Below are 22,816 nucleotides of genomic sequence, written 5' to 3'. Positions count from 1 at the left end.
TCTAAGGCCCTAGCAGTTCCGACGCCGGCGACCAGCGGACGGCGGGATGTCCGCCCGTCACCGCAAACAGGGCCGACAGGAAATCCCATGCAGCCGTATCATGCACCAGGTGGTGGGTGAGCACGCCGACGGGCTCGTCGCTGCCGGCAAATCGGTCGCGAAGCTCGGCCACCAGTTCGGCCACCAGTTCCGCCTCGCTCCGTCCGCCGCGCGTGCCGTGCCAGTCGATGATGTCGACATGGGTGTTGAGCAGCGGCACCGGGCCGTCCTGCCTTGCCCGGCCGTAGACCGAAAGGGCTGCAAATCCGAGCCCGGGCAGCGCCGGGATGAGGGCCGCGTCGATCCGGTTCCACGGCGGCACCAGCACCGGCACGAAGCGGGCCGGATGCAGCCGCTGCAGCAGCCGGAACCCTTCACCCAACTCGCCGAGCACGGCCTCCGCCGGCCGGTCGCCGCCGAGTTCCTGCTTCTTTCTCTCCGGCCCCGCATGGTTCGCATGAGACCAGCCATGCACCGCGACAGCGACGGCTGCTTCCTCCACCAGGCGCGCCGCCAACGCCTCGCCGGTCATGCCGGGAATGACGGCGAGCGTCAGCGGAACCTGGCTTTGACCCGCCAGCGCCATCAGCGTCTCCAGCGCCTGCGTCGGCTCGACGGCGTCGTCATCGCGCAGCCAGAACCGCGCCACGCGGCCGGCGGCCTGCCAGCGGTCAAGCTCGCGGCGCAGGGGGTCCCAGGCTATTGCGTCGGTCATCACGTCACTCCTGTTGCTGCGCTGTCCCGCAAAATTCCGTTCAACACCTCAGCCGCCGTCGCAAGCGAGCGTTGCCCAAGCACGAAGCGCCGCGCCGCCTGCCCCATGGCGTCACGCCTTTGCCTATCGTCAAGCAGGGCAGCCACGGCCTCGGCATAAGCGGCGACATCGCCATCCGGTGTCAGCAGGCCGGTCACGCCAGCCTCGACCACATCAGGCACGCCTGCCGTTTCCTGCGCGACGACAGGCAGGCCGGCGGCCTGGGCCTCCAGATAGGCAAGACCATAGGCCTCGCCGCAGCCGGGCCAGACATAAACACCGCCGCGTCCGAGCAGTTCGGCGATCTCGACGGCATTCCGCTCGCCCAGCCATTCGATGCGGCCACCAAGACCGGCAAACAGCGCCGGCACCTCTTGCCGCATCGGACCGTCGCCGATGACGGCAAGCGTCCAGGGCCGGTCTTCGATCAGCCGCAATGCTTTCGCAAGCATCGCATAACTGTCCATCTTGTCGCCGGCCCGCATCATCGCGACCGTCATCAACCGGCGCGGATCGGGCGCCGGGGACCCCTTCTCGAACAATGCCGTGTCGATGAAGGGTTTCAGCCTGGCAAGGCGCGCCTGCGGAAAGGCGGCTGTGATCCCGGCCTGGTCGCGCTCGGTGAAGCTGATATTGACCGCCGCCCGCATGATCGCCTCGCCCACCAGCTTCTGTGACGCTGCCCAGCCGGTTCGGTCGCGTTTTGCCGCATAGGAGGCTTCGGCGGTGACATAGGGAATGGCGAATTCGGCAGAGATCGCCGGCCCGAAGGGATCGGGCGATTTGTAATAGGGGTGGTAGCAGAACCAGAGTTCCGGTCGTGGCCCGGATTTCCATGTCAGCCGCAGCCGCTCCAGCTCGGCGGAAATGGCGGGTTCGAGCGCCGCTGCCGCCTCCGGTGTCGAGGCATGGGTGCGGAATTCGGAGGCGACGTCGACCTGATGTCCGCCAAGCTCCAGCGCCTGGATCAGCAGCCGCGCCATCAGCCGGTCGCCCGACGGCACCGGATGGTTCGGCGATTTCATCGGCGCGTAGAAAGCCACCCGCATTGGAACACCTCAGTTAAGACACACTGTTTACAACTTTCGCGCCCGTCGGGAAAATTCCGCTATTGTCCCTTTGCCGAAAACTTGCGCATAAGCATATGGAATGTGATCGCGATCGAAGCAATTCTGCCTCTTTCCCAATCTCTATGGGCCTGCGGTTACATCGACAAGAACGGGAATGAATGACGACTGTCTCGGCCACAGGGATTTTTTCGGAACGTACGATCAGAAGGGCGAGGCTCGGTTCCGGCCTCGTCATTTTCATCTTCGTCCTGCTGCATTTGTCGAACCATGCGATTGGCCTGATTTCTGTCGCAGCCGCCGATAAAGCCGCCCATCTCTTTCTGGCGATCTGGCGCAATCCTCTGGGGACCGCCATCTTCTATTTGTCGGTGCTCACCCATATCGCGCTGGTGCTGCGCGCCATCTATATGCGCCGCAGCCTGGTCATGCCGAAGGGGGAAATGGCGCAGATCGTGCTCGGCCTGATGATCCCGCTGCTTCTCCTCGATCATGTCATCGGCACGCGCATCGCCCACGAGTTCTACGGCTACATCGACGACTACGAGACGGTCGTCGGTTCGCTGTGGATCAGGTCTCCGGCGAGCGGCGCGCGGCAGGCGCTCGCCGTCGTCGCCGTCTGGATCCATGGCTGCATCGGCATCCATTTCTGGCTGCGCTACCGCTCCTGGTACCCGGACTTCGCACCGCTGATGCTGGCGCTCGCCATCCTGGTGCCGGTGCTCGCGCTGCTCGGCTTCGTCGAAATGGGCCGGACGCTCGCCGACCCTTCCTACCAGCAGTCAATGACGGTCAGCGCTTACAAGGAGGGCGTCAACACCCGTTACGCCTCGAACCCGGAAGTTCACCGTCAGGTCGCCATGATCCGCGCCGGGCTCTACGGCGCCTTCTCGGCCTCTCTGCTCATCGTCGTCGTCGCCCGCGCCCGGCGCAAGCTGAAGGAGCGGCTTGACCAGGTCGCCGTGAATTATCCGGGCGGCGAGGTGATCCGTGTGCCGCGCGGCTTCTCGGTGCTGGAAGCAAGCCGGCTCGGCGGCCTGCCGCATTATGCCGTCTGCGGCGGCAAGGGCCAGTGCTCCACCTGCCGCGTGCAGATCCTCGGCGATTACGAAAGCCTGCCTGCCCCCGACAAGATGGAACAAACGACGCTGAAGCGCATCAATGCCGGCCCGGATGTCCGGCTCGCCTGCCAGCTTCGCCCGAACCGCGACGTTGCCGTCGCGCCGCTTCTCGTGCCGGCGATCGAGGCGGCCCTTCCCGCCAACAGCCAGGAGACGAGCCCCGGCCGCGAGCGCGAGATCGCCGTGCTCTTCGTCGATATCCGCCATTTCACCACACTGACGGAAACCCGCCTGCCCTTCGATGTCGTCTTCCTGCTGAACCGCTATTTCGCCATCATCGGCAAGGCGGTGGAGCAGTCGGGCGGGCGGCTCGACAAGTTCATCGGCGACGGCGCGATGGCGCTCTTCGGGCTCAACACCGCGCCGGAGGAAGCCTGCCGCCAGGCGCTCGCCGCGGCAGCGGCGATCGTCGCCGAGATCGAGAAACTCGCCGCCGAGCTGGCCGACGAACTGGCGCTGCCGCTGCGCATCGCGATCGGCATTCACACCGGCCCGGCCGTCGTCGGCACGATGGGATATGGCCGGGTGCGCAGCATGACGGCGATCGGCGATACCGTGAATGTCGCGAGCCGGTTGGAAAGTGCTGCCAAGGAGTTCGAGGCGGCGATCGTCATCTCCGAGCCGGTGGCGAGCCTTTCCGGTGCTGATCTTTCCGGCATCGAAAGCCGTGAAATCAGTGTGCGCGGCCGGGCCTTGCCCTTGAAAGTCTATGTCATTCCGAGAGAGAAAGCGGCAGAACCGCTCGAAGGAATAGATTGATGCCCGGCAAGCCCTGGCTGACCGCCAAATACTGGAACCGCCGGCTGCGCAAGGCGCGCAATGCGGCCGCTTCGCGCTTCTTTGACACCCGCTTCGGCCGTCGCCTGCTGATCGAGAATATCGGCCCGCGCGTGGTCTCGATGACGGTCGATGCGGGCGACCACCTGATGACCTTCTCGCCCTCGGACTATATCGGCCGCAAGGTCTTCCGGAAGGGTCATTTCGAGCGCGAGGCCGTCGACCGGCTGATCGTCATCCTGCGCGAGCGCGGCCTCTTGCGAAAGGATGCGACGCTGCTGGAGATCGGCGGCAATATCGGCACCCAGACCGTCTATTTCGCCCTCAGCGACACCTATATCAAGATCGTTAGCATCGAGCCCGATCCACGCAATTTCCCGCTGCTTCAACTTAACATCCGCCAGAATCGGCTGGAGGAGAAGGTGCGCCTCGTCAATTGCGCCGCCGGCGAGAGTGAAGGCGAGATCGACTTTTTTCTCAACCTCAACAATCACGGCAAGAGCAGCGCCATCCGCCAGAGCCCGAGCGACAGGAAGATCAGCGTGCCGGTGAAGCCGGTCTCCGAGATCCTTGCCGGACTTTCGGTCGATCCGGCCGCAATCGGGCTCGTCTGGATGGATATCGAGGGCTACGAGCCGGTCGCCTGCCGGTCGATGCAGCCGCTGCTTGCCCGCCGCGTGCCGCTCTACATGGAGTTCACGCCGCTCTTTTACGGGCGGGAGGGAACGAAAGCCTTCATATCCATGCTGTCCGGCTTCTACGAGGACTGCCTCGTCCTCTTCGAGGACCGCGAGGTCGAGATGAAGGTTCGCGACCTGCCGGGCGATTTCGATCAGTACAACGTGCTGTTCCTGCCTTGAAGTGGATCGCAATCTTTCAGGGTCGCTTGCCGCAGATGGTCACGCCCTGCCCGCGAACCGCCGCGTTTCGGGCACCGGCGCTAGTTATGTAATGGCCCCATTCGTCCATTGCTCAACGGGGCGGCCGGGACGCTTCACGGACGGAAGCTATGGTATCTACTATGCAGGCGACAGTGAAAAAGTCGCTGTCGCCGAGACAATCCATCATCATCAGAAGTTCATGAGCTCAACGCCCCAGCGTCCGGGGTGGACATCGGACTTTCGTGGTAGGCAGCGTGGACCGAGGACTGGACGACGTGAACGCGGTGCCTGGCGTCCTGCATCGGGACGATTACACCGCTTCCCAGATTGAGGGACGCGAACTTCGTGCAGCGGGAAGCGATGGTCTCTTGTGGAACAGCGTTCGAATGCCCGGTCGACGTTGTATCGGCATTTTCTGGCCGGACGCCACAACCATTCCTGTCCAAGGGCGGTATTACTGCTATCACTGGAACGGCATGCGGGTCGATTTCGTGCGTCAGTACGACACCGGGGCGGTACTGGCGGTAACTTAACCGGTGGCTTATGGCAGGCGGACTTCTCCTAGGTCAAATCGAACGACACCCATTCCAGACGACTTTCCTCGTAGACGCTTTGCGTTGGCGCGAGCGATGAGGGATCGGCGAAGCATCCCAAGGCGACGGCTACGAGCTCTTTCCTGAATTCCGGCATCCAGAAAACCGTAGACGCGCATGCCGGGCAGAACCTGAATTCGATCGAGTTCCCGCTGTCCCCCGACCGGATATAGCTACTTGACGATCCCGACGTCTCGATTTGATTCGCTTGGAAGAATACGGCTACTCCGAACGCGCTGCCGGTGCGACGTTGGCAGGCCCGGCAATGGCAGGCGGAGATTTTGACAGGTTCTCCGTCGGCGGTGATCGAAAGCTGGCCGCATGAACAACTGGCTGCTCGTTTCATTCCGTGTTCCTGCTAAATGATGTCCGCCAGAGCAAACGCACGCACCTGGTAGCGGTTTTGGAAATGCCGCCGCGAGGCCGCTGGACAGATCGAACAGTGTCCATCAGGTGTCAGGTCCATGCTCGTAGCATACCACTCGATAGATGATCGCGCATATTCGCCGGTCGTCTGTGTAGAACTCAAAGTTACTCCGACTCCCTTTCGACCGCACGCCGCGCCCGGATAGCCGCGGCGATGAAGACGCGCGAAAGGCCATGATAAAGCGGTTCGCGCGAAAGAACGCGCGAAGTCACGTAACCGATCATAGACACTGCCATGATCGGGATGACTGCCTGATGATCGCCGGTCATTTCCAGGATAATCACGAAGGCCGTCATCGGTGCCTGCACGACACCCGCGAAATAGCCGGCCATGCCGAGGATGGCCGCCAGCGCGACGCTGGTGCCGAGCAGGGAGCCGACGGTGCTGCCGAAACCGGCGCCGACGGCGAGCGACGGCGCAAAGATGCCGCCCGGAATACCTGACAGCATCGACAGGAAGCTTGCGGCGAACTTCTCGACGAAGAAGAGCAGAGGCAGGGCGTTGCCTTCGACCGCAGTTCGTGCCTGCTCGTAGCCGGTACCGAAGGTCGTGCCACCTGATGCCACTCCGATGACTGCGATCGTCAGTCCGCAGGTGCCTGCAAGAGCCAGCATGCGCTTCAGCGGCTGTGGCTGCACCCAGCGGCGGATCTTCTGGCCAAAGTGCAGCGCGAAACCGCTGAAGGCTGCCCCGAGCGCGCCGCCGCCGAGGCCGCAGATCAGAACCAGTCCCCAGTCGCGAAGCTCCGTGGGTGCGGCCGATGCCATGCCGAAATAATTGTAGCTTCCGGAAATCCCGAGCGCGGCAAGGCCGGAGAGGATGACCGCCGTGAGCACCAGCCCGTTCGCCCGAGACTCGTAGGTCCGGCTCATTTCCTCGATCGCGAAGACGATGCCGGCAAGCGGCGTGTTGAATGCCGCGGCAATACCGGCCGCCGATCCGGCAAGGATCAGCCCGCGCGCCTGCGCCATGCCACTGAACCGGGCGACGGCAAGCATGATCGATGCGCCGACCTGGACAGTCGGTCCCTCGCGGCCGATCGAGGCGCCGGAGAAGAGCCCGAGCACCGTCAGTACGATCTTACCACAGGCGATCTTCAGCGACAGCAGCCGCGTTCGGTCTTCGTCGTCCCTCAGGTGCCTCGCTGCAATCGCCTGCGGAATGCCGCTGCCCTGCGAGTTCGGAAACAGCCTCGCCGCCAGATAGGCCGAGAGCATGAAGCCAAGCGGGGTCAGCGCAAGTGGCAGCAGGAAGGCCCTTTCCCCGGAGGAGGTGAGAGACCCGAAGCCCTTCTGAGCCAGATCGGCAAGCTTCGCAAAGCCGACGCTGATCACCCCGATTGCCAAGGCCCCGCACCAAAACACCAGCCTTGGCTGCCAAATTGAGAAAGAGCCCCATAAGACGCGGGAGCGGCGAAAGAGCTTGGAATATCGATAGGATGGCGGCATGTCGGGCTCGGCGATGCGGGGCGGGGTTGTCCTTTACTAGCGCTATCGTGCCCGAAGATCACCCCCATTTGCAGCATGTCGATCGCGGCACGACTGCGGGCGCGCGCCGGGCACGGAGGCTCACGTTCAACCGTTCCGTCCAGGCTTATCGCCCTCTCCCGATCTTGCCCGCTTGGCACGAATGGCCTCTCGACCGGCCGATTGCCCCAGCGGCCCGCTTAACGTGATGTTTGCGCCCTATGCGACCAACTGCATGACAAGCGATTGATGGCAGTGCACGCCGGCGAGCACGCCTGAGGCGGAGGCGAGCGTGGCATTGTGCATGGCGCTTGCCGCATCGCCGGCGGCGAAGACACCCTTGACGGTGGTTTCCTTGTTATCGGCGATCCGAATGATTGGCCCGAACGGGCCGTCGTCGAAGGCGCAGCCGAGCTGTTCGGCAACAGGGCTCGCCATCGAAGTTTTCGGTGCGACGAAGACGGCGTCGAGCGGCACGACGCGGCCATCGGCGAGGCGAACGGCCTCAAGCTTCGGGTTGGCGCCCAACAATTCCACGATAGGGCTGCGTTCGATCCGGACGTCACGGGCGGTCAACTTCACCAACTGCTCTTCATCGGGCTCGAACAGCGCTTGGGTGAAAAAGGTCGTTGTGCCCCAGTCCGGGATCATCATGGCCGAATGGGCCGAATGCGGATGATTTGCGAGAACGCCGAGCTTGCCGCCGCCGACCTCAAAGCCGTGGCAATAGGGGCAGTGCAGCGCGGAGTGGCCCCACCGGTCCTTGAGGCCGGGGATTTCGGGCAGCGTGTCGCTGACGCCGGTTGCGAGCACGATGCGCGCGGCTCGTTCTTCGCCGCCGTCTTCGGTGCCGACGATGAACGCGTCACCATCGCTGCGCGCCCGGACGACTTTCCCCAGGCGGATGGTGATGCTCGGATAAAGCGAAAGCTGCCGCTTTCCCTCCTGCATGATCGCCGCCGGCGTCTGGCCGTCCTGGCCGAGGAACCCGTGCGACGCTTCAGAAAAGCGATTGCGGGGCGCGCCCGCGTCAACGAGCAGCACGCGCCGCCGCGCTCTGGCCAGTTGCATGGCGGCCGACAGGCCGGCAAAATTTCCGCCGATGACGATGGCGTCGAACGACATTGAACTCTCCCTTGGCATTAAACTCATGACTCAACATAAGTTACATGAACTGGCGCTGTCAAGCATCATGTTACTTGTCTTGTTACGATCCGCTTGCGATAATGATCCGTCCGATCGACAGGAAGAGAACCATGCGCAATGACAGCCGCCTTTCACGCATGCTGCACGTGCTAATCCACATGGATAAGCACCAGCATTCGGCGACCTCCGACATGATTGCGAAAATGCTGAACACCAACCCGGTTGTCGTCCGCCGCACCATGGCCGGCCTCCGCGAACAGGGCTACGTCCGCTCCGAAAAGGGCCATGGCGGCGGCTGGACACTGGTGCGTCCGCTGTCCGAGATCACCCTGCTCGACGTCTACCGCGCCATCGGCGAGCCGCATCTCTTCGCCATCGGCCCAGCCGACGACCAGCCGGAATGCCTGGTGGAACAGGCCGTGAATGTCGCTCTCGGCGACGCGATGAAGGAGGCCCAGGCCCTGCTCCTGCGGCGGTTGGACAGCGTGACGCTGGACAAAATCGCCGCCGACTTCGAGGCCAAACTGACCGCGCGCCCGGCCACATCCTATTCCTGCGCCTCCTGAGCGGTCGCAAGCTCACAAGGTGTGTCGTTTCCGCATCACTTTCCGTAAGGTTGCAAATATCCGCTTGGCAATAGCGAATTGCTTCGGTACAAAAAACTCACCGCTTTAATTCGAACACAAGGGAGGCGTTGCATGACACCAGCAATCATCGAAACCTTCCCGTGCGGAATGTCCCGACATTAGGTCATTTCCATTCGCGGCCCGCCTCGAGCGCGCCCGACATGCGGTTTTCCCTTAATTCATAGCCCGATTGATCTGACGGGATCATTTCGTCTCCCGCTTGGGCTGTGCCATCCAACTCTCGATTTTGAGGACCGGCCGCCGACACGGCGCCGAGCGATTAAAATGACTCGCAAGAAGCTCGATTTCCGCGCCGATGCCTATCGCCATGTGCTCGGCTTTGTTTTCCATCATTGGCGCCATCGGCCTGTCTTGGTGGGCATTATCATCGTGCTGGTCATTGCCAGCACGCTGGCCGAAGTCATGGTGCCGGTGTTTTCCGGCCAGATCGTCGATGCCATTGCCGGCAGCAATGCGGCTGACCGGGCGCTGCGCGCCTTCGTCATCGTCGTGGCTCTGGGCCTGACCAGCGTGGCTCTGCGCTGGTTCATCTTCAACGGCATCATCCGGCTGACGCTGCGCACCATGGCGGATGTGACGAATAACGGCTTCCACAAGGTGCAGCGGTTCTCGACCGACTGGCACGCCAACAGCTTTGCCGGTTCGACGGTGCGCAAGATCACCCGCGGCATGTGGGCGCTCGACCAGCTCAACGACCTGCTGCTGGTCGCCCTTTTGCCATCCATCGTCATGCTGGTGGGCGCCAGCATCGTGCTCGGCAGCTACTGGCCGATCATGGGCCTGATCGTGGCTGCGGGCTCGCTCATCTATATCGGCGTGACCGTGGCGCTTTCCATGGGCTTCGTGTCGCCGGCAGCACGGCTTGCCAATGCCTGGGACACCAAGCTTGGTGGCGCACTGGCGGATGCCATCAGCTGCAATTCGGTGGTCAAGGCCTTCGGGGCCGAGAGCCGCGAAGAGGTGCGCCTGCGCCACGTGATGGCGAAATGGGACAGCCGCACGCGGCGGACATGGAAGCGCGGCACCTTGAGCGGCACGATACAGGGTTTCCTCATGGTTTCCATGCAGGCCGGTATTCTGGGAACGGGCCTGATCATGTGGCGGCAGGGGCTGGCGACGCCTGGCGACATCACCTTCGTGCTGGCCATGTTCTTCGTTCTGCAAGGCTATCTGCGCAATGTCGGCCAGGACATCCGCAATCTGCAGCGTGCCGTCAACGACATGGAGGAGCTGGTGCTGCTCGACAAGATGCCGCTCGGCATCGAGGACAAGCCCAACGCCACGCCGATCGAGATTGGCGTGGGCGAGATTGTCTTCGATCGCATCACCTTCCAGTATGGCGCTCATCCCACTCCGCTCTATGAGGATTTTTCGGTCACCATCAAGCCGGGTGAGCGCGTCGGCCTGGTGGGGCATTCGGGCTCTGGCAAGACGACCTTCGTCAAGCTCATCCAGCGCCTCTATGACGTGAACTCGGGCGAAATCCGCATCGACGGACAGGATATCGCAGGGGTCAAGCAATCAAGCCTGCGCGGCCAGATCGCCATCGTGCAGCAGGAGCCCATCCTGTTCCACCGCACGCTGGCGGAAAACATCGCCTATAGCCGGCCGAACGCCTCGCGGCGCGAGATCGAGCAGGCGGCGAAACAGGCGAGTGCCCACGACTTCATCATGGACCTTCCCAAAGGCTATGAGACGATGGTGGGGGAACGCGGCGTCAAGCTGTCGGGCGGCGAGCGGCAGCGTGTCGCCATTGCCCGTGCGTTCCTGGCCGATGCGCCGGTGCTGATCCTGGACGAGGCGACGTCGAGCCTCGACAGCGAGAGCGAAGTGCAGATCCAGCAGGCCATGGAACGCCTGATGAACGGCCGCACGACGCTGGTCATCGCCCACCGGCTGTCCACGGTGCGGGCGCTCGACCGGCTGCTGGTCTTCGACAAGGGAAAGATTGTCGAAGAAGGCGACCACCAGGCGCTGATCAGGCTCAATAACGGTATCTATCGCCGGCTGTTCGAACGGCAGGCGCTGGAACTGACCAAGGGTCTGGTGGCGTGACCGAAACACGACAGCGCCGCGCGTCTTTTCGAGAGACGCGGCGCTTTAGCACTTTCAATTGCTGGTGCTACGTCCTGCGATACAGGAAATAGCGGCCTTCCTTGATGCCGTCTGGCAGCGGCAGCGCCATCAGCTCAGGATGCTCCAGCGGCAGCCCGCTGACGGCGATGCCGTCATGGGCGAGCACGCCGGCCATCAGCTGCGGCAGCCAGGTCAGCGTCACCGCGTCGATCTCGTCATGACCGGTGCCGATATCGGCATGGGCAAGGGCTGCGCCGATGCCGACGAAGGCCTGGCCGGACTCGCGGATATTGCCGGTCACCATGTCTTCCGCCGCTGGTGTCGAGGCTGAATAGGAACGGACTTCCCAGTCGAAAGCGACGATGCGCCGTCCCGGAAAGTTCTCGCGCAGGTGATCATAGGTGCGGCCGTTGCCGAGGCCGAACTCCAGCACCGGGCCTGGCGTTTCCGCCACCAGATCGATGATCGAGTTCAAGATGTCGCGTTGGGCCGTCAACCGGCGAATGAAGCTGTCGAGGCGGCTCATCTAATCTATATCCGTCATGAAATCGTCGGCGGTCCTGGAGGAATTCCAGCAAAAGTGCGAGAGCGTTTTTGCGTCCGGAATTGCGTAAAAACAAAAAGATAGCGCATTTCCGTACGTCCGAAAAAGCACGAAATGCTCTAACACATGAAACCTTGCCAAGTCGATTGCCGTAAATGGGAATTGGCGTTGCAGTGGCGACATGGGTCTGTGCTAAGCTGGACGATATGAAAACCGTGACCGACGAAACCTTCTTTGCCGAAGTGCCGCTCTTCAGCGAATTCGAGGGCGTGACCGACGCCGCCAATTACCGGCCGTTGCCGGACGGATGGGTGCTGGCACTGGCCGACATCGTCGGCTCGACGCCGGCGATCGCCGCCGGCCGCTACAAGGACGTCAACATGGCGGGCGCCAGCGTCATATCGGCGGTGCTGAATTCCGTCGGCAAGGCCGACTATCCCTTCGTCTTCGGCGGCGACGGCGCGCTGATCGCGCTTCCGGGCTCGCTGGAACAGGCAGCGCGCGACGCCCTTGCCGCCGTGCAGGTCTGGGTCGAGGAGGATCTCGGCCTGACGCTGCGCATCGCCATCGTGCCGGTCGCCGATACCCGCGCCGAGGGCCTCGACGTCCGCGTCGCGCGTTACTCCGCAAGCCCTTATGTCACCTATGCGATGTTCTGGGGCGGCGGTACCAGCTGGGCCGAAAGACAGATGAAGCTCGGCCGCTACGGCATCGATCGCGCGGCCCCGGGAACGCGCCCCGATCTCACCGGCCTTTCCTGCCGCTGGAGCCCGATCGACGCCAGGCACGGCGAGATCGTCTCGATCATCGCGGTTCCCGGCGAGGGCCGGCCGGAGCAGGAATTCCGCGACCTCGTCAACGGTATCGTCGCCGTCACCACCGAGCAGAACCGGGACAGCCACCCGGTACCGGCGGATGGTCCGAACTTTGCCTTCTCGCTGCACGGCATCAACCGCGAAGCCAAGGCCACCGCGCCGGCTGGCCGGCGATTGCGGCAGAAGCTCATCATCTTCCTGCAGCTCGCCATCACGGTCGTGTGCTACAAGCTCGGCATTCCGCTCGGCCGCTTCGACGCCCGCCGCTACAAGCGCGACGTCGCCGGCAATTCCGATTTCCGCAAATTCGATGACGGGCTGAAGATGACGATCGACGTCGACGCCGAACATCTGAAACGGATCGAGACGCTACTCGAAGCGGCACGCGCCAAGGGCATTGCCCGCTATGGCCTGCATCGGCAGGCCTCGGCGCTGATGACCTGCTTCGTGCCGACGCCGATCTCGCGCGATCACATGCATTTCATCGACGGTGCGGCCGGCGGTTATGCGGTGGCCGCAAGCCGGATGACCGGCAAGGTGCTTGCCACAGCACCGCATCAAACGTGATCGTCCGAAGAAAAATAAACCCGTCGCTTTGACGGCGACGGGCTGATCTCGCATTGGTTTATGCAAAGACTTTATCGGGAACGGCAGCGACCGGTTCGGGTGGTTTCTTTGTCGCCGTCATCATAGGCAATACCAATCTTCTCGCCACCAAGCGAGGTGATCTTGCCTGCATACCAATCGCCAGCACCCTTGTAATTGCACTCGACCTTCATCCCGATGACCCAGTTGTAAGGACGCACTTCGCTCAAGGAAACAGTTTCCTTATCGCCGTCATCATATCGGATCGTGACCTTCCCGCCTGAGGCACTGTCGATAACGCCGGGGAACCAATAACCTGCCCCCTTGTAGTTTCCGAGAACCCAGTCGCCTTTCGTCTGCGCAGATGCAACAGAAGCGTAGGAACACACGACACCGATTGCGATAACCGCAGCAACAAAACTCTTCAAAATATTCCTCCCTGGGAATTCATCCAATCCGCCCCTGAAATGGTTGTGGCAGATCAGCAGCTTAAAGCGCAGTGATGAAGCCTGCCTTAACAACAAAAAGCTGCGCGGATCAGTATAAGAGGCTGTAGCACTTTGAGTTGCTGCATGATGCAGCAACGTTTCCGTCATGCCTTGATGACGTGCTCGGCCGAGAGGCCAAGCCGGTTGAAGACGTTGCGCGTGTCGACGATCAGCGCGGCGCTTTTTGCGAGCGCCGCATAATCCACCCTGTCGTGATCGGTCGCGACCAGCACCGCATCGTAGCCGGCAATGATATCAGGCGTCAGCGTCACCGATTTGCGGCCCTTCAGCGCCTGGTATTCGCGCGTCGGCGGAATCTCGGCGACGAAGGGATCATGGTAATCTGCGTGTCCGCCACGCTCCTCGATGATCTCGATCAGCCGCAGCGACGGGCTCTCGCGGATATCGGCGACGTTCTTCTTGTAGGCAAGCCCGAGCACCAGCACCCTGCTGCGGCTCAATGCCTTGCCGGCGCGAATGTCGAGCGCTTCGGCGAGCTTGCCGACGACATAACGCGGCATGGCCGAATTGATCTCGCCGGCGAGCTCGATGAAGCGGGTCGGCAGCTCGTATTCACGCGATTTCCAGGTGAGGTAGAAAGGATCAATCGGGATGCAATGGCCGCCAAGGCCGGGGCCGGGATAGAAGGGCATGTAGCCGAAGGGCTTGGTCTTGGCCGCGTCGATCACTTCCCAGACGTCGATGCCCATGGCCGCATAGACGGTCTTCAGCTCGTTGACGAGGGCGATGTTGACCGATCGAAAGATGTTTTCGGTGAGCTTCACGGCCTCGGCCGTCGCATTCGACGAGACCGGAACGACCGATGATACCGCCGCACCATAGAAGGCCTTCATCAGCGCCAGCGCCTCAGGCCCGTCGCCGGCGACGACCTTCGGAATGGTGGCGGTATGATAATGCTGGTTGCCGGGATCCTCGCGCTCCGGCGAGAAGCCGACGAAAAAGTCCGAGCGGGATTTCAGTCCGGTGCCTTCGAGAATGACCTTCACCACATCGTCGGTCGTGCCGGGATAGGTGGTCGATTCCAGTACGACGAGCTGACCGGGGCGCAGATGCGCGGCGATCGAGCGCGACGTCGCCTCGACGAAGGAAAGGTCGGGATCGCGGTGTTTGGTAAGCGGCGTCGGCACGCAGATGATGACGACGTCGCACTCGGCAAGGCCGGCGAAATCGGTCGTCGCCTTGAAGCGTCCGGCATCGATCTCGGCCGACAGCGCCTCGTCGCTCACCGCGTCGATATAGGAGCGGCGGGCATCGAGAGCCACCATCTTCCCGGGATCGATGTCGAAGCCGGTGACCGCAAAGCCGCTGCGCGCCACCGCCATCGCCAGCGGCAGGCCGACATAACCGAGGCCGATGATGCCGGCACGGGCCGCGCGGGTTTCGATCTTCTGCAAAAGCGTATCGAAGGGGGAGATGGCCAAGGCGGGATCTTTCAAACGGGGAAGAGAAGGCTGATCTAATGCATGCTCCAGGCAAATTAAACCCAGGCCCCGTCTCTCCGCTGACGAGAGGAGCAGAAATCAGGGCCGCCGCCCCTTGCGATGCTTATCGGATGTGGCTGACCGGGTGTGGCCGAAATGACTCAGGCCGCTCCCCTTGCTGCAACTTGAGCGCACAAAAAAATGTGCATCCCATTGTTTCGCATTTGCAGCATCCCTATTTTGACTTTTGATAATGAACCACCGCGAAAGGACTACCCGTCCGATCCCGCCATGGGGGAACTGAGGGGCGCCGCTGCCGGGCTTTCGGCAGATCGTTGACACTATAATACCGCTCGTACATCCTGATTTCCTTGTGACCTGCGCATGAAAATGGGCCGGCCGAGGGACTTTTGGCTCTTGGGGATGGCGTGCCTTATGAGGATCATACCGAGAATGAGCACGATCGAATCCAGCGTGTCCTCCATCCTGTTGGACCGGGTCGCTGAATGGCTGACGAACTCTTCGCTGGCCGGAGACGAGCTTGAAAACATCGTGCGCGGTTTCTGCGAAAGGCTGACTGCCGCGGGCCTGCCGCTTGCGCGCGTGCATCTTTCCTTTTCGATGCTGCATCCGCTCTATGATGCGCTGAGCTTCACCTGGCGGCGCGCCAGCGGCGTCACCATCGAGGGCTTCCGCATGCCCGCCGGGCAGAAGCCGGACCGCTTCCTGCAGAGCCCTTACTATTACCTCCTCGACAACAATCTGCAGCACATCCGCCGCCGTCTGATACAGGACGGGCCGAACGAATTCCCGATTTTCGAGGACCTACGCAAGGACAGCATCACCGACTATCTCGCCTTCGTTCAGCCCTTCGGCGACGGCTCGGTGCAGGGTATGATGGGTTCCTGGTCGACGGACCATAACACCGGCTTTTCCGACGACATGATCGATGCGCTGCTCAGGATGCAGAACCATCTGGCGGTCGCCGCCAAGATGGCGGTGCTCGGCAAGCTCGCCAACAACATGCTGACCACCTATCTCGGCGGCGACGCCGGCAAGCGGGTGCTGAACGGCCAGATCCGCCGCGGCGACGGTGAGACGATCCGGGCGGCGCTGGTCATGGGCGACATGCGCGAATCCACCATGTATGCCGAAAAGGAAGGCCGACAGGCCTATATCGACACGCTGAACCAGTTCTTCGACGCGATCGCCGCCCCGTTCAACCGCAATGGCGGCGAGATCCTGAGTTTCCTCGGCGACGGCTTTCTCGCCGTCTATCCTTGCGGACGCCATAAGGATCCATCGAAAATTGCCTGCGAAGCGGCTCTTTCGGCCGTCCATCAGGCACAGGCGCGGGTTGCCGAACTCAATAGGGACCGCGAGCAGAAGGGCCTGACCAGGGTCGGCTACGGCATCGGCCTGCATGTCGGGAACGTCATGTTCGGCAATGTCGGCCTCAAGGACCGCCTGACCTTCTCCGCCTTCGGCTCGGCGGTCAACGAGGTGCAACGCCTGCAGATCCTGACCAAGAAATACGGCCGCGAGGTCGTCGCCAGCCAGGCCTTCGCCGGTTATTGCGGCGGCGAATGGACCACGCTCGGCGAGGAGAAGCTGCGCGGCATCCGCCAGAAGGTGACGGTGCTGCAGCCGCGCGCGCCGGCACCCGCAATCAATGTCGACGAGAGCTTCCGCGAGGCCGTGCAGAACGGACTTTCAGAAGCCGAGCAGGTCATTCTCCTGCATCGCGACGCCAAGAAACAGGTCGAGCGCAGCAGCATGGAGAAATTCATCCAGTAAGAGCTTAGAACCCCTGTCATAATCTGCGCGTCTCGCCCGGGGAACTTCGGCGGGACATGCTGGTTTATCTATGATTGTCATCAACTGGACACCCCGTTTGCGGTACGCTAGTGTGCCTTAACGGGAACACAGAAGACTGGGGAATTTCATTGGTATGGCGTCTGCAGCGGATCTGTTGCGTATTGAAAATCTCGACGTCTCCTTCTCGGTTTTCGGTGACCGGCTACGCGTCGTAAAACAAGCCAATCTTCGCATTCTTCCGGGCAAGGTCACCGCTCTCGTCGGTGAATCCGGCTCCGGAAAATCGGTGATCAGCCAGTCGATCATGGGCATCCTGCCCAATCCGGCTAAGGCCTCGGGCAGCATCCTTTTCACCGATCCGCTCGACGGCAGCACGACCGATATCCTGTCCTTTCCGCGCGACAGCGAGGAAATGCGCGACCTGCGCGGCCGCCGCATGGCGACGATCTTCCAGGAGCCGATGACCTCGCTCTCGCCGCTGCATACGATCGGCAATCAGATCAGCGAAGTGCTGCTGATCCATACTAAAGCCGACAAGCAGGAAGCCCGTGAAAAGACCGAGGAGATGCTTGGCCTGGTCGGCTTCTCCAATCCACATCGCACCTACGACATGTATCCGTTCGAACTGTCCGGCGGCATGCGCCAGCGCGCGATGATCGCCATGGCGCTGATCTGCAAGCCGGCGCTGTTGATCGCCGACGAGCCGACGACGGCGCTCGACGTGACGATCCAGGCGCAGATCCTGGAACTGCTCCGCGAGCTGCAGGCCAAGCTCGGCATGGCGATGCTGCTCATCACCCATGATCTCGGCATCGTCGCCAACATGGCCGACGAGGTGGTCGTCATCTATCACGGCGAGATCATGGAGGCCGGGCCGGTCGAGGATATCTTCCGCAATCCGCAGCATCCCTATCTCAAGGGCCTGATGGCCGCCGTTCCGCATTTCGACATGAAACCCGGCGAGCGGCTGAAAGCGCTTCGCGAGGTAACGGTCAATCTCGAGTCCCTCGTCGGCAAGAAGAAGCCGCTCCAGGCAGAGGCACCGGGCATCCTGCTTTCCGTTGCCAATCTCTCGAAGACCTACAAGACGCGCAAGCGCAGTTTCTTCGGCAAGCATGAAGCCACCGTCCTGCGCGCCGTCGACGACGTCAGCTTCGACATCCGCCGCGGCGAATGTCTCGGCCTGGTGGGCGAGTCCGGCTGCGGCAAGACGACGCTCAGCAAGATCCTGATGCGCGCGATCACGCCGGACAGCGGCGCAGTGGTGTTCAACGACGGCAAGGAGGTCGTCGACGTCCTCTCCGTCAAGGGCTCCGAACTGCAGGACATGCGAACCAAGATCCAGATGGTGTTCCAGGATCCGGTCTCCTCGCTCTCGCCGCGTATGACGGTGCGCAACATCCTGAGTGAACCGCTCGAGATCCATGACCGTGGCGACAGTGACGAGCGCAGGCGCAAGGTCGAAGGATTGATGGCGGCCATCGGCCTCGACAAGCGTTATCTCAGCCGTTACCCGCACAGTTTTTCGGGCGGCCAGCGCCAGCGCATCGGCATCGCGCGCGCACTCGCGCTCGGCCCGAAGCTCGTCATCCTCGACGAGCCGGTCTCGGCGCTTGACGTCTCCGTGCAGGCGCAGATCCTCAACCTGTTGAAGGACCTGCAGAAGGAGCTGGGGCTTACCTATCTGTTTATTTCGCACAATCTCGCCGTCGTCGATTACATGGCCGACCGCATCGCGGTGATGTGCAAGGGCCGCATCGTCGAGATCGCGCCGCGCGAGATCATCCTGCGCGATCCGGTGCACCCCTATACGAAATCTCTGCTCGCCGCCGTCCCCTTCCCCGATCTCGACCGGCCGCTCGATTTCCAGGCGCTCAGGGAAAACGGCGCCGCCGACAAGCAGAACTGGGGCGCGACCTTCACCGCCGAGCACGACGACGCTTCCGAGCTTGCCTATGCCGACCTCGGCGACGGCCATCTGGTGCGCGCCCGCAAAGGCGCCGATGCCAGGGAGTTGCGCTGATGGTGACGCGTCGCACGTTTCTCGGCGGCCTTGTCGGCGCGGCAATCGCGCCCGCGGTGCTTCGGGCCGGACAGGTCGGCGAGCCGGAATTTCTCAAGGAGCGGCTGACATCAGGCAGCCTGCCGCCGATGGCCGAGCGCATTCCCGTCCGCCCGCGCATCGTCAATCTTAAGGAGATGGGGCTCGAACCCGGTGCCTACGGCGGCACGGTGCGCACCATCATCGGCAGCCAGCGCGACATCCGCTTCATGACGATCTACGGCTATGCCCGCCTGGTCGGCTACAACAAGCACCTGCAGTTCCAGCCGGATATCCTGGCCGGTTTCCAGTCCGAGGACGACACGGTCTTCACCTTCACGCTGCGCGAGGGCCATAAATGGTCCGACGGCCAGCCGTTCACGGCCGACGATTTCCGCTACTGGTGGGAAGACGTCATCCTGAACGACAAGCTGACGCCGGGCGGCGGCGCGCTGGAGCTTCGTCCGCACGGCAGCCTGCCGCGCTTCGAAATGCTCGATCCGCTGACCGTGCGCTACAGCTGGGAAAAACCCAACCCGATGTTCCTGCCGACGCTGGCGGGCCCGCAGCCGCTCGTCATCTTCGGCCCCGGTCATTATCTCAAGCAGTTCCACAAGAAATTCCAGCCCGACCAAGCGAAGATGGACGAGCTGATGAAGACCTACCGCGTCAAGAAATGGCAGGATCTGCACATCAAGATGGCGCGTTCCTATCGTCCGGAAAATCCGAACCTGCCGACGCTCGATCCCTGGCGCAATACGACGCCGCTGCCGTCCGAGCAGTTCGTCTTCGAGCGCAACCCGTTCTTCCACCGCATCGACGAGAACGGCAGGCAGCTTCCCTATCTCGACCGTTTCATCCTCAACGTCTCCTCCTCCTCGATCATCGCCGCCAAGGCGGGTGCGGGCGAAGCCGACCTGCAGGTGACCGGCATCGATTTCAACGACTACACCTTCCTGAAGGAAGCCGAGAAGCGCTTCCCGGTGAAGGTCAATCTCTGGAAGCTCGCGCGTGGCTCGCGCATCACGCTGCTGCCGAACCTCAACTGTGCCGACGAGGTGTGGCGCGGCCTTTTCCGCGACGTGCGCCTGCGCCGGGCGCTGTCGCTGGCGATCGACCGGCACGAGATCAATATGGTCGCCTTCTACGGCCTTGGCACGCCAAGCGCCGATACGGTCCTGCCCGACAGCCCGCTCTTCAAGCAGGAATATGCCGACGCCTTCGTGAAGTTCGATCCCGACGAGGCCAACCGCCTGCTCGACGAGCTCGGCTTGACCAAGCGCGGCGACGACGGCATCCGGCTGCTGCCGGACGGGCGGCGCGCCGAGATCACCGTCGAGACGGCCGGCGAGAGCAATCTCGATACCGACGTGCTGGAGTTGGTTCACGATCACTGGGCCAATATCGGCCTGGCGCTCTATACCCGCACCTCGCAGCGCGACGTCTTCCGCAACCGCGCCATGAGCGGTTCGATCATGATGTCGATCTGGTACGGCCTCGACAATGGCGTGCCGACGGCCGACATGTCGCCGGCCGGCCTTGCGCCGACGCTCGACGATCAGCTGCAATGGCCGCTCTGGGGCATGCACTACCTCTCCGCCGGCCAGGAGGGCGTCGCTCCCGACCTGCCGGAGGCAGCCGAAATGGTCGACCTGCTCCGCCAATGGGGCTCGACTGCGAAGTTCGAGGAGCGCCAGGTGATCTGGCACAAAATGCTGTCGCTCTATACTCAGCAGGTGTTCTCGATCGGCCTCATCAACAGCACGCTGCAGCCGATCCTTCGCGCCGCCAAGCTGCAGAACCTGCCGGAGAGAGCGCTCTACGGCTTCGATCCCACCTCCTATCTCGGCGTCTACATGCCGGATGCATTCTGGTACAAGGAGGCCTGAGGCGTGCTCAGATACATTCTCTGGCGCATCGCCGCCATGGTGCCGACGCTCTTCGTCATTTCGGCGCTGGTCTTCACCATCATCGAGCTGCCACCCGGCGACTTCTTCGAGAGCCAGATCGCCGAGCTGCGTGCCTCCGGCGAGACCGCCAATCTCCAGGAAATCGAGGAGATGCGCCAGCAATACGGCTTCGACAAGCCGGAGATCGTGCGCTATTTCTACTGGGTCGGCGGCATGCTGCACGGCGATTTCGGCTATTCCTTCGAGTACCAGCTGCCGGTCTCCGACGTGGTCGGCGACCGTCTGTGGCTGACGATGCTCGTCTCCTTCACGACGATCCTGCTCACCTGGCTGATCGCCTTTCCGATCGGCATCTATTCGGCCACGCACCAGTATAGCTGGGGTGATTACGGGCTGACGTTCCTCGGCCTGCTCGGCATCGCCATTCCGAACTTCATGCTGGCGCTGATCCTGATGTATTTCGCCAATATCTGGTTCGGCATCTCGATCGGCCACCTGATGGACCAGCAATATATCTCGGCGCCGATGAGCTGGGAGAAGGCGCGGTCGATCCTCTCTCACCTGTGGATCCCCGTGATCATCGTCGGCACGGCCGGCACAGCCGGCATGATCCGACGGCTGCGCGCCAACCTGCTCGACGAGATGCAGAAGCAGTATGTCGTCACCGCCCGCGCCAAGGGCCTGCCGCCGCTCAAGGCGCTGGTCAAATATCCGCTGCGCATGGCGCTCAACTTCTTCGTCGCCGATATCGGCTCGATCCTGCCGTCGATCATCTCGGGCGCCGAGATCGTCGCGATCGTGCTGTCGCTGGAGACGACGGGGCCGATGCTCATCAAGGCGCTGCAGAGCCAGGACATGTATCTCGCCGGCTCCTTCCTGATGTTCCTGGCCTTCCTCAACGTCATCGGCGTGCTGATCTCCGACATAGCGCTCGGCTTCCTCGATCCCCGCATCCGTCTGCAAGGCAGGAGCACCAAATAATGTCGCCCCTCCCCGCACCCGGCGCGCCGCTGCCGCACTACGTCTCCACAGCTCCTTTCGATCCGCTTGCGACCGAAAGCATGACCGCGGCGCAATCGCGCATCCATCTCGCCTCGCAGAAGCAGCTGATGTGGTGGAAGTTCAAGCAGCACAAGCTGGCCTTGATCTCCGGTATCTTTCTCGCCGTCGTCTACCTGATGATCCTGATCGTCGAGTTCCTGGCGCCTTATGGCCTGCACACGCGCAATGTCGATTTCATCCACGCGCCGCCGCAACCTATCCACTTCTTCGACAAGGGCAGCTTCGTCGGTCCCTTCGTCTACGGCCGCAGCATGACGCTCGATCTCGACACGCTGCACCGTGTCTATACCGACAGGCCGAACGACGTGCAGCCGATCCGTTTCTTCTGCCGCGGCGATGCCTATAAATTCTGGGGCGTTGTTGCCTCGAACTATCATCTCGTCTGCCCGGCGATCGGCGGGCAGATGTTCCTGCTCGGCACCGACCGGCTCGGCCGCGACGTGCTCTCGCGCATCCTCTACGGCGCGCGGATATCGCTGACGATCGGTCTGATCGGCATTTCGATCAGCTTCGTGCTCGGCATCGTCATCGGCGGCCTTGCCGGTTATCGCGGCGGCATTTTCGATCTCATCGTCCAGCGCCTGATCGAAGTGCTGCAATCGCTGCCGAGCCTGCCACTGTGGATGGCGCTGGCCGCCATCATGCCGGTGACGTGGAGCCCAATCGTCATCTATTTCGGCATCACCGTCATCCTCGGCATCATCGACTGGACGGGGCTGGCGCGTGCCGTGCGCTCCAAACTCCTGGCGCTGCGCGAGGAGGATTATGTCCAGGCCGCACAGCTGATGGGCGCCAGCACGCCGCGCATCATCGGCCGGCATCTGGTGCCGGGCTTCATGTCGCATCTCATTGCGTCGGCGACGATTTCAATCCCCGGCATGATCCTTGGAGAGACCGCGCTCTCCTTCCTCGGCCTCGGCCTTCGTCCGCCGATCACCAGCTGGGGCATTCTGCTGACGGAGGCAAAAAGCGTCAGCGTCATCGCCTTCTATCCATGGCTGCTCTATCCGATCATTCCTGTTGTTCTCGTCATTTTGGCGTTCAACTTTCTGGGAGACGGCTTGCGTGATGCGGCAGATCCCTACAAATAGCAGGAAACGCGGCCGCCCATCACGGC

General features: G+C 62.5%; 18 protein-coding genes and 1 pseudogene. 11 read left to right on the top strand and 8 right to left on the bottom strand.

The features are described 5' to 3' along the window. Position 1: 1 nt before the first annotated feature. A complete protein-coding gene (locus tag GR198_RS03050) occupies positions 2–754 on the bottom strand; it encodes a polysaccharide deacetylase family protein (RefSeq protein WP_164067346.1) in 753 nt (250 codons plus the stop codon). Further along, positions 754–1,842: a glycosyltransferase family 4 protein gene (locus GR198_RS03045; RefSeq protein ID WP_164067345.1), complete on the bottom strand. Its 1,089-nt coding sequence runs from the start codon at positions 1,840–1,842 to the stop codon at positions 754–756. The genes GR198_RS03050 and GR198_RS03045 overlap by 1 nt, the downstream gene beginning before the upstream one ends. Positions 1,843–2,021: 179 nt before the next feature. On the opposite strand from GR198_RS03045, the gene GR198_RS03040 reads away from it, so the two are divergent. The 3 genes and pseudogenes from GR198_RS03040 to GR198_RS03030 form a co-directional block, all read left to right on the top strand. After that, on the top strand, positions 2,022–3,740 hold the full coding sequence (locus GR198_RS03040; RefSeq protein ID WP_164067343.1) for an adenylate/guanylate cyclase domain-containing protein: 1,719 nt from the start codon (positions 2,022–2,024) through the stop codon (positions 3,738–3,740). Next, positions 3,740–4,618: an FkbM family methyltransferase gene (locus GR198_RS03035; RefSeq protein WP_164067341.1), complete on the top strand. Its 879-nt coding sequence runs from the start codon at positions 3,740–3,742 to the stop codon at positions 4,616–4,618. The genes GR198_RS03040 and GR198_RS03035 overlap by 1 nt, the downstream gene beginning before the upstream one ends. A gap of 46 nt (positions 4,619–4,664) precedes the next feature. After that, positions 4,665–5,172 (top strand): annotated as a pseudogene (locus GR198_RS03030) (RES family NAD+ phosphorylase); the annotation flags it as partial. A gap of 28 nt (positions 5,173–5,200) precedes the next feature. On the opposite strand, the gene GR198_RS03025 reads toward GR198_RS03030, so the two are convergent. The 3 genes from GR198_RS03025 to GR198_RS03015 all read right to left on the bottom strand — a co-directional run bounded on the left by GR198_RS03025 (position 5,201) and on the right by GR198_RS03015 (position 8,250). Beyond that, positions 5,201–5,578: a GFA family protein gene (locus GR198_RS03025; RefSeq protein ID WP_164067339.1), complete on the bottom strand. Its 378-nt coding sequence runs from the start codon at positions 5,576–5,578 to the stop codon at positions 5,201–5,203. A 185-nt stretch (positions 5,579–5,763) separates the two neighbouring features. Beyond that, the gene (locus GR198_RS03020) at positions 5,764–7,107 is read right to left on the bottom strand and encodes a chloride channel protein (RefSeq protein ID WP_164067337.1); all 1,344 of its coding nucleotides are present in this window, start codon (positions 7,105–7,107) and stop codon (positions 5,764–5,766) included. A gap of 237 nt (positions 7,108–7,344) precedes the next feature. Then, the gene (locus GR198_RS03015; RefSeq protein WP_164067335.1) at positions 7,345–8,250 is read right to left on the bottom strand and encodes an NAD(P)/FAD-dependent oxidoreductase; all 906 of its coding nucleotides are present in this window, start codon (positions 8,248–8,250) and stop codon (positions 7,345–7,347) included. Between the two features lie 131 nt (positions 8,251–8,381). On the opposite strand from GR198_RS03015, the gene GR198_RS03010 reads away from it, so the two are divergent. Both GR198_RS03010 and GR198_RS03005 read left to right on the top strand, forming a co-directional pair. Continuing rightward, the gene (locus tag GR198_RS03010; RefSeq protein WP_029872157.1) at positions 8,382–8,837 is read left to right on the top strand and encodes an Rrf2 family transcriptional regulator; all 456 of its coding nucleotides are present in this window, start codon (positions 8,382–8,384) and stop codon (positions 8,835–8,837) included. 345 nt (positions 8,838–9,182) lie between these two features. Continuing rightward, positions 9,183–10,973 carry an ABC transporter ATP-binding protein gene (locus GR198_RS03005; protein WP_164067333.1) on the top strand — a complete coding sequence of 597 codons (1,791 nt, stop codon included), beginning with the start codon at positions 9,183–9,185 and terminating at the stop codon, positions 10,971–10,973. Between the two features lie 67 nt (positions 10,974–11,040). On the opposite strand, the gene GR198_RS03000 is transcribed toward GR198_RS03005, so the two are convergent. Further along, positions 11,041–11,520, bottom strand: coding sequence for a class I SAM-dependent methyltransferase (locus tag GR198_RS03000; protein ID WP_164067331.1), 480 nt, complete (start codon positions 11,518–11,520; stop codon positions 11,041–11,043). A 173-nt stretch (positions 11,521–11,693) separates the two neighbouring features. Between GR198_RS03000 and GR198_RS02995 the strand changes: the two genes are divergently transcribed. After that, a complete protein-coding gene (locus GR198_RS02995; RefSeq protein ID WP_164067329.1) occupies positions 11,694–12,920 on the top strand; it encodes a DUF3095 domain-containing protein in 1,227 nt (408 codons plus the stop codon). 71 nt (positions 12,921–12,991) lie between these two features. Here the strand turns inward: GR198_RS02995 and GR198_RS02990 are convergent, their stop codons facing one another. After that, a complete protein-coding gene (locus GR198_RS02990) occupies positions 12,992–13,534 on the bottom strand; it encodes a tudor domain-containing protein (protein WP_246706039.1) in 543 nt (180 codons plus the stop codon). Beyond that, positions 13,531–14,868 (bottom strand): nucleotide sugar dehydrogenase, encoded by a 1,338-nt coding sequence (locus GR198_RS02985; RefSeq protein WP_164067327.1) that lies wholly within the window; start codon positions 14,866–14,868, stop codon positions 13,531–13,533. The genes GR198_RS02990 and GR198_RS02985 overlap by 4 nt, the downstream gene beginning before the upstream one ends. Positions 14,869–15,321: 453 nt before the next feature. On the opposite strand from GR198_RS02985, the gene GR198_RS02980 reads away from it, so the two are divergent. The 5 genes from GR198_RS02980 (at position 15,322) to GR198_RS02960 (ending at position 22,790) form a co-directional block, all read left to right on the top strand. Further along, a complete protein-coding gene (locus tag GR198_RS02980; protein ID WP_164067325.1) occupies positions 15,322–16,665 on the top strand; it encodes an adenylate/guanylate cyclase domain-containing protein in 1,344 nt (447 codons plus the stop codon). Between the two features lie 154 nt (positions 16,666–16,819). Next, positions 16,820–18,709, top strand: a complete 1,890-nt coding sequence (locus GR198_RS02975; RefSeq protein ID WP_164067323.1) for an ABC transporter ATP-binding protein — start codon at positions 16,820–16,822, stop codon at positions 18,707–18,709. Further along, positions 18,709–20,616, top strand: coding sequence for an ABC transporter substrate-binding protein (locus tag GR198_RS02970; protein ID WP_164067321.1), 1,908 nt, complete (start codon positions 18,709–18,711; stop codon positions 20,614–20,616). The genes GR198_RS02975 and GR198_RS02970 overlap by 1 nt, the downstream gene beginning before the upstream one ends. A gap of 3 nt (positions 20,617–20,619) precedes the next feature. Then, positions 20,620–21,618: an ABC transporter permease gene (locus GR198_RS02965; RefSeq protein WP_003548391.1), complete on the top strand. Its 999-nt coding sequence runs from the start codon at positions 20,620–20,622 to the stop codon at positions 21,616–21,618. Then, positions 21,618–22,790: an ABC transporter permease gene (locus tag GR198_RS02960; RefSeq protein ID WP_164067319.1), complete on the top strand. Its 1,173-nt coding sequence runs from the start codon at positions 21,618–21,620 to the stop codon at positions 22,788–22,790. The genes GR198_RS02965 and GR198_RS02960 overlap by 1 nt, the downstream gene beginning before the upstream one ends. Positions 22,791–22,816: the final 26 nt, after the last annotated feature.

The organism is Rhizobium leguminosarum (genome assembly GCF_010668065.1).
GTDB lineage: Bacteria > Pseudomonadota > Alphaproteobacteria > Rhizobiales > Rhizobiaceae > Rhizobium > Rhizobium leguminosarum_S.
Note: the sequence above shows the minus strand (reverse complement) of the source record. Positions and strands in the feature narration are given on the sequence as shown.

Bases quoted from the DNA above. Each gene is read 5' to 3' on its own strand.
- GR198_RS03050 (WP_164067346.1), bottom strand. From the start codon at position 754: ATGACCGACGCAATAGCCTGGGACCCCCTGCGCCGCGAGCTTGACCGC.
- GR198_RS03045 (WP_164067345.1), bottom strand. From the start codon at position 1,842: ATGCGGGTGGCTTTCTACGCGCCGATGAAATCGCCGAACCATCCGGTG.
- GR198_RS03040 (WP_164067343.1), top strand. From the start codon at position 2,022: ATGACGACTGTCTCGGCCACAGGGATTTTTTCGGAACGTACGATCAGA.
- GR198_RS03035 (WP_164067341.1), top strand. From the start codon at position 3,740: ATGCCCGGCAAGCCCTGGCTGACCGCCAAATACTGGAACCGCCGGCTG.
- GR198_RS03025 (WP_164067339.1), bottom strand. From the start codon at position 5,578: ATGAAACGAGCAGCCAGTTGTTCATGCGGCCAGCTTTCGATCACCGCC.
- GR198_RS03020 (WP_164067337.1), bottom strand. From the start codon at position 7,107: ATGCCGCCATCCTATCGATATTCCAAGCTCTTTCGCCGCTCCCGCGTC.
- GR198_RS03015 (WP_164067335.1), bottom strand. From the start codon at position 8,250: ATGTCGTTCGACGCCATCGTCATCGGCGGAAATTTTGCCGGCCTGTCG.
- GR198_RS03010 (WP_029872157.1), top strand. From the start codon at position 8,382: ATGCGCAATGACAGCCGCCTTTCACGCATGCTGCACGTGCTAATCCAC.
- GR198_RS03005 (WP_164067333.1), top strand. From the start codon at position 9,183: ATGACTCGCAAGAAGCTCGATTTCCGCGCCGATGCCTATCGCCATGTG.
- GR198_RS03000 (WP_164067331.1), bottom strand. From the start codon at position 11,520: ATGAGCCGCCTCGACAGCTTCATTCGCCGGTTGACGGCCCAACGCGAC.
- GR198_RS02995 (WP_164067329.1), top strand. From the start codon at position 11,694: ATGGGAATTGGCGTTGCAGTGGCGACATGGGTCTGTGCTAAGCTGGAC.
- GR198_RS02990 (WP_246706039.1), bottom strand. From the start codon at position 13,534: ATGACGGAAACGTTGCTGCATCATGCAGCAACTCAAAGTGCTACAGCC.
- GR198_RS02980 (WP_164067325.1), top strand. From the start codon at position 15,322: ATGAGCACGATCGAATCCAGCGTGTCCTCCATCCTGTTGGACCGGGTC.
- GR198_RS02975 (WP_164067323.1), top strand. From the start codon at position 16,820: ATGGCGTCTGCAGCGGATCTGTTGCGTATTGAAAATCTCGACGTCTCC.
- GR198_RS02970 (WP_164067321.1), top strand. From the start codon at position 18,709: ATGGTGACGCGTCGCACGTTTCTCGGCGGCCTTGTCGGCGCGGCAATC.
- GR198_RS02960 (WP_164067319.1), top strand. From the start codon at position 21,618: ATGTCGCCCCTCCCCGCACCCGGCGCGCCGCTGCCGCACTACGTCTCC.